Origin of the sequence: Streptomyces purpurogeneiscleroticus (genome assembly GCF_020024005.1) — a bacterium.
Classification (GTDB): domain Bacteria; phylum Actinomycetota; class Actinomycetes; order Streptomycetales; family Streptomycetaceae; genus Streptomyces; species Streptomyces purpurogeneiscleroticus.
Genome location: NZ_NHSG01000472.1, coordinates 1 through 9,965 on the forward strand (window position 1 = coordinate 1; position 9,965 = coordinate 9,965).

Annotated in this window: 8 protein-coding genes; 3 read left to right on the forward strand and 5 right to left on the reverse strand. The window is 71.8% G+C overall.

Features of this window, described 5'->3' with window-relative positions; genetic code table 11:
* Positions 1 to 838 (reverse strand): ATP-binding protein (locus CCS38_RS34225; RefSeq protein ID WP_223737442.1); only part of this gene is annotated, 838 nt, incomplete at its 3' end.
* A gap of 274 nt (positions 839 to 1,112) precedes the next feature.
* On the opposite strand from CCS38_RS34225, the gene CCS38_RS34230 reads away from it, so the two are divergent.
* A complete protein-coding gene (locus CCS38_RS34230) occupies positions 1,113 to 1,601 on the forward strand; it encodes a glutathione peroxidase (protein WP_223737443.1) in 489 nt (162 codons plus the stop codon).
* Between the two features lie 289 nt (positions 1,602 to 1,890).
* Here CCS38_RS34230 and CCS38_RS34235 read toward each other — a convergent pair whose 3' ends face one another.
* The 4 genes from CCS38_RS34235 to CCS38_RS34250 all read right to left on the reverse strand — a co-directional run bounded on the left by CCS38_RS34235 (position 1,891) and on the right by CCS38_RS34250 (position 6,775).
* On the reverse strand, positions 1,891 to 2,160 hold the full coding sequence (locus tag CCS38_RS34235; protein WP_223737444.1) for a chaplin: 270 nt from the start codon (positions 2,158 to 2,160) through the stop codon (positions 1,891 to 1,893).
* A gap of 147 nt (positions 2,161 to 2,307) precedes the next feature.
* On the reverse strand, positions 2,308 to 3,819 hold the full coding sequence (locus tag CCS38_RS34240) for an NAD-dependent succinate-semialdehyde dehydrogenase (protein ID WP_223737445.1): 1,512 nt from the start codon (positions 3,817 to 3,819) through the stop codon (positions 2,308 to 2,310).
* A 129-nt stretch (positions 3,820 to 3,948) separates the two neighbouring features.
* On the reverse strand, positions 3,949 to 5,220 hold the full coding sequence (locus tag CCS38_RS34245) for an aspartate aminotransferase family protein (RefSeq protein WP_223737447.1): 1,272 nt from the start codon (positions 5,218 to 5,220) through the stop codon (positions 3,949 to 3,951).
* Between the two features lie 154 nt (positions 5,221 to 5,374).
* Positions 5,375 to 6,775 carry a sugar porter family MFS transporter gene (locus CCS38_RS34250; protein WP_223737449.1) on the reverse strand — a complete coding sequence of 467 codons (1,401 nt, stop codon included), beginning with the start codon at positions 6,773 to 6,775 and terminating at the stop codon, positions 5,375 to 5,377.
* Positions 6,776 to 7,128: 353 nt separating this feature from the next.
* On the opposite strand from CCS38_RS34250, the gene CCS38_RS34255 reads away from it, so the two are divergent.
* Both CCS38_RS34255 and CCS38_RS34260 read left to right on the forward strand, forming a co-directional pair.
* Positions 7,129 to 8,142, forward strand: a complete 1,014-nt coding sequence (locus CCS38_RS34255) for a LacI family DNA-binding transcriptional regulator (protein WP_223737451.1) — start codon at positions 7,129 to 7,131, stop codon at positions 8,140 to 8,142.
* Positions 8,143 to 8,344: 202 nt separating this feature from the next.
* Positions 8,345 to 9,913, forward strand: a complete 1,569-nt coding sequence (locus tag CCS38_RS34260) for a glycoside hydrolase family 32 protein (protein WP_223737453.1) — start codon at positions 8,345 to 8,347, stop codon at positions 9,911 to 9,913.
* The last annotated feature ends 52 nt before the right edge of the window (positions 9,914 to 9,965 follow it).

Sequence of the window (9,965 nt, forward strand, 5' to 3'; positions counted from 1 at the left end):
GCCGGGAGCTGGGGGGTGCTGGGGTGTCGGTCGTGATCTTTTCGGGTGCGCCGAGTACGGCGAACCGGTCGTCGAGCTTCTCGGTCAACTCCCGAACGGACAGCTCCTGCAGACGGGCCGCGGCCAGCTCCAGGGCGAGCGGCAGTCCCTCAAGGCGTCGGCAGAGCCTCAGCACATCGGCCCTGTTGGCGTCGGTGATCTCAAAGCCCGGTACGGCCTGGGCGGCCCGCTCGGCCAGCAGCACCACCGCGTCCGACCCGGCCCCCGCGCAATCGTCGGTCCCCGGCACCGGCAGCGGGTCGATCATCACCACCTGTTCGTCCGCCATGCCCAGCGGACGGCGGCTGGTGACGAGTATCCGCAGCCCCGGGGCGGCCGCCAGCAGGGTCCGGGCGGCCGACGCGCAAACGTCGACGAGGTGCTCGCAGGTGTCCAGGACGAGCAGCAGCTCCCGGCCGGCCAGAAAATCGCCCACCACCTCGATCATCGGGCGGGTGATCTCGTTGGCCACCGACAGCGCCTGACCGATCGCATACGGCAGCAGCATGCCCTCCTGAAGGGGCGACAGCTCCACCCACCAGGCCCCGTCGCGAAAGTCCCGCCGCAGCCCGGCCGCGGCCGCCTGCGCCAACCGGGTCTTGCCCACCCCGCCGACACCGGTGAGGGTCACCAGCCGCGCTCCCACGTCGCTCTCGTACAGCCGCTGGATCTCGGACAGTTCCGCCTGGCGCCCGACCAGACGTGTCCTTGGTACGGGGAGACTTCCGGGGAGGTTCGCGGGCTGATTCTCCGGCAGGTCGCCGGGGGCGTTTCCCGCTCGCCTTTCGTCACCGGTCACGATCGTCCGTCCTTCGCCCGTCCGTCCGTCCGTCGTCTTTTCGGTGCCCCGCCGGGCACACCGCAGGGACCGTCTTCGGCAGCCTTTCGACTCCTCCCACCCGGTGTCACCGGCAAGGGGAAAATGACCGTTAATGACGCTTGCGGATCGTGGCGGATCGGTAGGTGGACAGGATGGGCTACGTGGACGAGCCGGCCTGGAAGGCTGCTCGTTGGTCTCACCAGCCGTTCGTCGGGCCCGGCAAGATCCGAACGAGGGCCCTAACATCTCCGGCATGTCTCTTTACGATATTCGCATCAACGCTCTTCAGGGCGGTCCCGCGGACCTCGCCCAGTACCGGGGCAAGGCGGTCCTCGTCGTCAACGTCGCCTCCAAGTGCGGCCTCACCCGGCAGTACACCGAGCTGGAGCAGCTCCAGAAGAAGTACGCGGAACGGGGATTCACCGTCCTCGGCGTCCCGTGCAACCAGTTCGCGGAGGAGGAGCCCGGAACGCCCGAGGAGATCGCCAAGTTCTGCTCGTCCACCTACGGGGTCACCTTCCCGCTGACCGAGAAGGTCGAGGTGAACGGCGCGCGGCGGCATCCGCTGTTTGCGAAGCTCGTGCGCACCGCGGATGCGGACGGGTACAAGGGCGACATCCGCTGGAACTTCGAGAAGTTCCTCCTCGCCCCCGACGGCACCGTCGCCGCCCGCTTCTCCCCGCAGACCACCCCGGACTCCTACGAGGTCGTAGAGGCCCTGGAGGAAATCCTGCCCGCCTGACGCGCCTGCTGGTCGGCGGTCGCACGGGCTACAGCGCGATCCGGGCCTTGCCGCCGCCTCCCGGTCCGACGAGCGTGACCAGCCGAGCATCCGCGGCGCACGGTGCGCCTTGGGCTCCACCCAACATGACCGTCTATGGCAGACGTACCGATCGCTGGTCGCTACAAGCTGGGGCCTTGGTGACCGGCTTGGATCGCAACGGCCCAAAACGATGGCATGCCTGCCCCACGGCATCCGCCGCCGGACCCGGGGGTCCGGCGGCGGATGCGATGTGCGGTGCGGCAACTGGTCAGCGGTTCTTCCAGTGGTGCTTGCCGTGGTGGTGGCCGTCGTTCACGCAGGTGCCATGAGCAGGGTTCAGCAGCCCGATGATGTTGATGCTGTCGCCGCACACGTTGATCGGAACGTGCACCGGTACCTGAATGACGTTGCCCGAGATGACACCCGGGCTGCCGTGTGCCGAACCTTCCGCTTCGGCGTCGGCAACGGCGGTGGCGGCGCCGCCGAGGACCGTCGCGGCGGCCAGGGCGGTCGCCACGAGGGCGGTACGGATGGACATGTTTTCTCCCATGAGGAGGTGGCTTGTTCCCTGGGAGAATCACCGGCCGCGCCCCGTTCGCCACCTCGTCGAAACCGGGACCGCCTGATTGCAGTAATACCTAAGACCGTACGGAGCATCGACGTCAGCCGGTCAGCTCCTGGCCGGTCAGCCCTGCGCGGCCGGGATGGCCAGGTACTTGATCTCCAGGAACTCCTCGATGCCGGCCCGGCCGCCCTCGCGGCCCAGCCCGGACTGCTTGATGCCGCCGAAGGGCGCGGCCGGGTTGGAGACCAGCCCGGTGTTGACGCCGACCATGCCGGTCTCCAGGCGTTCGCCGACCCGCAGCGCGCGGTCCAGGTTCTCCGTGAAGAGGTAGCCGACCAGTCCCCATTCCGTGTCGTTCGCGGCGGCGACCGCCTCGTCCTCGTCGTCGAAGGTGAGGATCGCGGCGACCGGGCCGAAGATCTCGGTGGACATCAGCGCGGAGCCGGGGTGCACGTCGGTGAGGACGGTGGGCGGGTAGAAGTAACCGGCGCCGTCCGGTGCCTCGCCGCCGATCAGGGCCTTGGCGCCGCGCTGTACGGCGTCCTGGACGAGGTCGGCGGCCTTGTTCCGGCCCGCCGCGTCGATCAGCGGGCCGACGTCGGTGCCGTCCTGCGTGCCGGGGCCCACGGTGAGGGCGCCCATCCGCTCGGCGAGCCGGTTGGCGAAGTCGTCGGCGACGGAGCGGTGCACGAAGAAGCGGTTGGCGGCGGTGCACGCCTCGCCCATGTTCCGCATCTTGGCGACCATCGCGCCGTCCACCGCCTTGTCCAGATCGGCGTCGGCGAAGACGAGGAACGGCGCGTTGCCGCCGAGCTCCATGGAGGTCCGTACGACGGTGTCGGCGCACTGGGCCAGGAGAATGCGGCCGACCTGGGTGGAGCCGGTGAAGGAGAGTTTGCGTACGTCACCGCTGCGCAGCAGGGGCTCCACGACGCCGGCCGCGTCGGTGGTGGTGACGACGTTCAGGACGCCGGGCGGCAGGCCCGCCTCGGTCATGATGGCGGCCAGCGCCAGGCTGGACAGCGGGGTCTGCGGGGCCGGCTTGAGGACCATCGTGCAGCCCGCCGCGACCGCCGGGCCGATCTTGCGGGTGCCCATCGCGAGCGGGAAGTTCCACGGGGTGATGAGCAGACAGGGGCCGACGGGCTGGCGCATCACCAGGACGCGGTTGGCGCCGTCGGGCGTCCGCGACATGCCGCCGTCGATGCGGACGGCCTCCTCGGAGAACCAGCGGAAGAACTCCGCCGCGTAGCCGACCTCGCCGCGCGCCTCGGCCAGCGGCTTGCCCATCTCCAGGGTCATCAGGAGGGCGAGGTCCTCCTTGCGTTCGATGATCAGCTCGTAGGCGCGGCGCAGGATCTCGCTGCGGGCGCGCGGTGCCGTGGCCGCCCAGTCCGGCTGCGCGGCGACCGCGGCGTCCAGGGCGCGCCGGCCGTCCTCGGCCGCGGCGTCGGCGACCTGGCACAGCTCGCGGCCGGTGGCGGGGTCGTCCACGGGCAGCGTGCGGCCGCCGGCCGCGTCCTGCCACCCGCCGTCGATGAAGAGCTGCTTGGGGACGGCGTCGATGACGCGGATGCCGGAGCGCGGTGCGTCCGGGGAGCCCGACGGCTGGGTGCTGGTGGTCGTGGTCATGAGCGGTGCCTCCCGGCGGGTCGGTACGCGGAGCGGGCGGGTGTACGGGCGGCCGGTCCCCCGCGCGGGAGGAACCGGCCGGTCCGGCGGCGGGCGGGCCTCAGCGATCGGCGCTGCCCACCGCATGGCTCAGCGGTCGGCGCAGCCCGCCTGGACGGCGGCGGACCAGGCCCGCAGCCCCTCGTCGATCTGCTGCTCGGTGACGATCAGCGGCGGGATCAGCCGGACGACGTTGCCCCAGGGGCCGCACGTGAGGAGCAGCAGCCCCTCTTCGACGGCGGCCTGCTGGACGCGCCCCGCGGTCTTCGGGTCCGGTTCTCCGTCCTCGGTGGTGAACTCGTTCGCCAGCATCAGGCCGAGTCCCCGTACGTCGCCGATGGCGGGGTGCTTGGCGGCGACGTCCTCCAGGCCGCTGCGCAGCCGGGCGCCCATCGTGGCGGCGTTGCCGACCAGCCCCTCGTCCTCGACCACGTCGAGGGTGGCGAGGGCCGCGGCGCAGGCGACCGCGTTGCCGCCGTACGTACCGCCCTGCGAGCCGGGCCGGGCCTTGGCCATCAGTTCGTCGGACGCGGCGATGCCGGACAGCGGGAAGCCGCTGGCCAGGCCCTTGGCGGTGATGACGATGTCGGGCCGGACGCCGAAGTGGTCGTGGCCCCAGAAGCGGCCGGTGCGCCCGACACCGGTCTGCACCTCGTCCAGGATCAGCAGGATGCCGTGCCGGTCGGCGCGCTCCCGCAGGCCCTGGAGGTAGGCGCTGTTGGCGGGGACGTAGCCGCCCTCGCCGAGCACCGGCTCCACCATGATCGCGGCGGTGTCGTCGGGGTCGGTGACGGTCTGCAGGAGGTGGTCGAACTCGCGCAGCGCGAAGCGGGTGGTGGCCTCTTCGTCCCAGCCGTAGTGCCGGCCGTAGTAGTACGCGTTCGGGAAGGGCGCGACGTGCACGCCGCTCATCAGCGGGCCGAAGCCCGTGCGGACCTTCGTTCCGGAGGTGGTGAGGGAGGCGGCGGCGACCGTGCGGCCGTGGAAGCCGCCCTGACAGACGACGATGTTGGGCCGCCCCGTGGCCTGCCGGGCGAGCCGCATCGCGGCCTCGACGGCCTCGCTCCCGGAGTTGGCGAAGAAGAGGCTGTCCAGCCCTTGGGGCAGTACGTCGCCGAGCCGTGCGACCAGCTTCTGGAGCGGCTGGTGCATGACGGTCGTGTACTGGCCGTGGATCAGGGTGGCCACCTGTTCCTGGGCGGCGGCGACCACGCGCGGGTGGCAGTGGCCCGTGCTGGTGACGCCGATGCCGGCGGTGAAGTCCAGATAGCGGCGGCCGTCCGTACCGAAGAGGTGGACGCCCTCGCCGCGCTCGGCGACGACGGGTGTGGCCTGGCGCAGATGCTCGGAAAGGTGGCTCATACGACAGCTCTCTCCCACGGCGTTGAAGCGGTGCGGATGGATGGTGGAGTCTGTGCCCGGACCCTGGCGGGATCAACCACAGGCTCCTACTCACCTTGTGGGAGAGGAGTGGGGAGGGTCAACGACCCACGTGTTCGCCACGTTCACTGCATGATCACACCGGTGACCGGTCGCCGCGCAGGGAGGCCGAGATGTCCTCCAGGCTGCGGCCCTTGGTCTCGGGCAGCTTGCGGTAGAGGTAGCCGACGCCGAGCAGGCCGAAGAGCGCGTAGAGCCAGAACAGGCCGGTCGGGGTGAGAGCCTGGATGGTGGTCAGCACGGTGAGCGAGATGGCGAAGTCCAGGCCCCAGTGCGTGACGTTGCCGAAGGAGGACGCCTTGCCGCGCACGGCGGTGGGGAAGATTTCGCTGTTGATGAGCCAGATCGCCAGGCCCAGGCTGGGCGCGAAGGCGCCGATGTACAGGCAGAGCCCGGCGACCAGCAGGCCGCTGTGCGCGGGCTGTCCGCCGCCGGCGAGGTAGAGCGCGCCGAGCAGGACGAGGGCGAGGACGACGACGGCGGTGCCGCCGAGCAGCAGCGGGCGGCGGCCGACCTTGTCGACGAGGAGCAGCGCGACGCCGGTGAGGACCATGTTGACCAGGCCGATGCCGAGCGAGGAGAGGATCGCGGCGGAGCTGGCGAAGCCGGCCTGCTGGAGCATGGTGGGCGCGTAGTAGATCACCGCGTTGACGCCGACGAGCTGGTTGGTCGCGGCGACCACCACGCCGAGGATCACAGCGGGGCGCATGGCGGGGCGCAGCAGGTCGCGGTAGCCGATCTTCGACTCCTGGGCGGCCAGCGTCTCGATCTCGCGGACCTCGCGCTCGGCCTCCTCCGCGGTACGGGTGCGGCGCAGGACCGCGCGGGCCTCATCGGGGCGCCCGTGGGTGAGCAGCCAGCGCGGGCTCTCGGAGAGCCGGAAGACGCCGGCGAGCATCAGCACGGACGGTACGGCGCCGATGCCGAGCATCCAGCGCCAGCCCTGCTCGACGTCGTCGAAGGCGTAGCCGACGAGGTAGGAGACGAAGATGCCGACGGTGATCATCAGCTGGTTGAGCGAGACCAGCTTGCCGCGGCTCTCCTTGGGCGCGATCTCGGCGATGTAGGCGGGCACGGCGAGCGAGGCGGTGCCGATGGCGAGGCCGAGGACGAAGCGGGCGGCGATCAGTACGGCGGCGTCCGGCGCGACGGCGCAGCCCACGGCGCCGATGGTGAAGATGGCGGCGGCGGTGAGCAGTGTGCGGCGGCGGCCGGCCGCGTCGGTGACCGCGCCGCTGATCAGCACGCCGACGATCGCGCCGAGCAGCAGGGACGCCACGGTGACCTGCTGCATGCCGGCGCTGAGGCCGAACTCGGGCGTGATGTGCAGCAGGGCCGAGGAGATGATCCCGGTGTCGTAGCCGAAGAGGAAGCCGCCGAGCGCGGCGACGGCGGAGGCGCCGATGACAGCGGCACGTCCGCGCCGGCGCGGTGGTGCGCCCGGTTCGGGCGGCAGGACGGTGTCGGTGCGGGCCAAGGCAGCTCTCCTTCAGGTGGGCTGACGCGGGGTCAGCTGGTACCGGTTGCGCTCCGCCGCGCCCCGGGCCGGTCGTCCGGCGGTCCGGGGCGGGCGGTGCTCCCGCCGCCTGGCGTCCGTCGGCGGGACGGGCGGCGGGAGCCGGTGCCGCGTCGCACGGCAGCCGGGAGGAGGGCGGCCACGGATGCCTCGGCACGCGACGCTGGGTGCCGGGGCGTCCGGTCGGGATGCGACCGCCCGGTACGGCATCGTGACCTCTCGAGCGATTTCGCGCAAGCGTTTGCGCAAGCGCTTTTCTCGGCGGCCGCCTCACGTACGATCGCGGGGACAGGCAGCTCGCGGAGGAGGCACACATGGCGACCATGGCCGACGTGGCACGTCGGGCCGGGGTCTCGGTCTCGACCGTGTCCCATGTGATCAACGGGACCCGGTTCGTGAAGGAGGAGACCCGCGACCAGGTCCACGCCGCCATGCGCGAGAGCGGCTACATCCCCAACACCATCGCCCGCTCGCTGGTGACCTCCAGCACCAAGACCCTCGGGCTCGCGGTGTCGGCGGTCACCAATTTCCACTTCGCGGACATGGTCTCGGCGATCGACGCCACCGCCCGCGCCGCGGGCTACACGCTGCTGATAGCCGACACCCACGACGATCCGGCGGAGGAGCTGCGGGTCGTGCAGAACCTCCACCAGCGTCGCGTCGACGGCCTGCTGCTGGCCACCGCGGCCGGCGCCCGCGGGGCCGCGCTGCGGTACCTCACCGACACCGGCCTGCCCACCGTCCTGATCGACCGCTGCGCCTCCCCCGCCTTCGACCAGATCGGCACGGCGAACGTGGAGTCCACGGCCCGCCTCGTCGACCACCTAGCCGACCTCGGCCACACCCGGATCGGCATGGTCGCCGGGCGGCGCGGCATCCGTACCAGCTCGGAGCGGGTGCGCGGCTGGCAGCGCGGCATGAAGCGGCAGGGCCTGGACCCGGCCAAGGAGCTGGTGGTCCCCGGGCACAGCCACGCGTACATGGCCCAGCAGGTCACCGAGCGGCTGCTGCGCGGCAAGGACGCGCCGACCGCGCTGGTGGTGGGCAACAACCACATGACGCTCGGCGTGCTGCGGGCACTGTCCCGGCTGGGCCTGAAGGCGCCGCAGGACGTCGCCCTGAGCGTCTTCGACGACTTCGAGTGGGCCGATCTGCTGCAGCCGCAGCTCACCGCCATCGCGCAGCCGGTCGAGGAGATCGGCGCCAAGTCCGTACGGATGCTCATCGACCGGCTCGCGGACCCGGACGGCGCGAAGCGGACCGTGCTGCTGGAGCCGACGCTGGTGCACCGGACGTCGTGCGGGTGCCCCGCGGAGCCGGTGCACTGAGCGCGCCTCTGGACATTCCCGAGCACGGCCTTCTACAGTCTGCGGCGGCCGCCATGTCGGCGGCGGCCGTGCACGAACGCCCCACCCCAGCCGTCCGGTTCGTCGGGAGCCGTGGACGCGCGGGACTCAGCGGTACTCACCCGCCATTCCCCTGCCCCGCACGCAGGCCAGTTGGCCGCGCTGCCCTACCGGAGGCACTCGCATGCCCGACACCCCGCACCGCCACCCCGCCCGCCGCACCGTTCTCGCCGGTGCGCTCGCGCTCGCCGGCACCGGCGCGCTGAGCGCCTGGTCCACCACCCCGGCGACGGCGGCAGCGCTCCGCGCGTACGACGAGCCGTACCGCCCGCAGGTGCACTTCTCCCCCGCCAGGAACTGGATGAACGACCCCAACGGGCTGGTCCATCACAACGGGAAGTACCACCTCTTCTTCCAGTACAACCCCGCCGGCGCGACCTGGGGCAACATGTCCTGGGGCCACGCCGTCTCCACCGATCTGCTGCACTGGGAGGAGCAGCCGGTGGCCATCCCGCAGACGGACGAGGAGATGGTGTTCTCCGGCAGCGCCGTCTTCGACCGTGACAACACCAGCGGTCTGGGCACCGCGGCGAATCCCCCGCTCGTCGCGATCTACACCAGCGTGATCAAGGCGACCGGCAGACAGCACCAGTCGCTCGCGTACAGCACCGACGACGGCGCGACCTGGACGCGGTACGCGGGCAATCCCGTGCTGGACATCGGCTCGGACAACTTCCGTGACCCCAAGGTCTTCTGGCACGCGCCGACCGCCCGCTGGGTGATGGTCGTCGCGCTCTCCACCGAGCACCGCATCAGCGTCTACACCTCGCCCGACCTCAAGTCCTGGACGCACCGCAGCGACTTCGGGCCGAGCGCGGCGACCGGCGGCGTGTGGGAGTGCCCGGACCTCTTCGAGCTGCCCGTGGCCGGTGACCCGGGACGCCGCAAGTGGGTACTGATCGTCAACCTCAACCCCGGTGGGCCGGCGGGCGGTTCGGCCGGGCAGTACTTCACCGGCGACTTCGACGGCACCCGCTTCACCGCCGACCCGCACGACGCGCCGCGCTGGCTGGACCACGGTGCCGACGCGTACGCGGGCGTGACGTACAACGACGCGCCGGGCGGCCGCCGCATCATGGTCGCCTGGATGAACAACTGGCTGTACGGCGAGAAGATCCCCACCAGCCCGTGGCGCAGCGCGATGGGCTTCCCCCGCGAACTGGGCCTGCGGGCCACGCCGGACGGCGGTGCCACGCTCGTCCAGCAGCCGGTCGCCGAGCTGGCCACGCTGCGCCGCACCCCGGCGCTGCGGATCGCCGGCCGCCGGGTCCGGGCGGGCGCCACCCGGCTGCTGCGGGACGCCGGTCAGACGTACGAGATCGAGGCCGTGCTCCGGCCGGACGGGGCGCGGCGGTGCGGCCTGGAGGTGCGGACCGGTGGCGGGCACCGCACGCGGATCGGCTACGACTCCGGCGGCGAGCTGTACGTGGACCGCACGGCGTCCGGTGACGTCGGCTTCGCCGCGGAGTTCCCGGCCGTGCACCGCGCCCTGCTGGCGCTCACGGACGGCGTGCTGCGGCTGCGGCTGATCGTGGACCGCTCGTCGGTGGAGGTGTACACGGGCGACGGCACGGTGTGTCTGACCGACCAGATCTTCCCGGGCCCGGACGCCACGGGGCTGGGCACCTTCGCCGAGGAGGGCGGGATGCGCGTCGAGCGGCTCACGGTGTGGCCGCTGCGGTCCGCCTGGTAAGCCACTCGCACTGAACGCCGGACACTCGGCGCGTACCGGCCGGTACGCGCCG

Excerpts from the sequence above, each read along its gene's own strand:
- CCS38_RS34230 (WP_223737443.1), top strand. The coding sequence starts at position 1,113 with ATGTCTCTTTACGATATTCGCATCAACGCTCTTCAGGGCGGTCCCGCG.
- CCS38_RS34235 (WP_223737444.1), bottom strand. The coding sequence starts at position 2,160 with ATGTCCATCCGTACCGCCCTCGTGGCGACCGCCCTGGCCGCCGCGACG.
- CCS38_RS34240 (WP_223737445.1), bottom strand. The coding sequence starts at position 3,819 with ATGACCACGACCACCAGCACCCAGCCGTCGGGCTCCCCGGACGCACCG.
- CCS38_RS34245 (WP_223737447.1), bottom strand. The coding sequence starts at position 5,220 with ATGAGCCACCTTTCCGAGCATCTGCGCCAGGCCACACCCGTCGTCGCC.
- CCS38_RS34255 (WP_223737451.1), top strand. The coding sequence starts at position 7,129 with ATGGCGACCATGGCCGACGTGGCACGTCGGGCCGGGGTCTCGGTCTCG.
- CCS38_RS34260 (WP_223737453.1), top strand. The coding sequence starts at position 8,345 with ATGCCCGACACCCCGCACCGCCACCCCGCCCGCCGCACCGTTCTCGCC.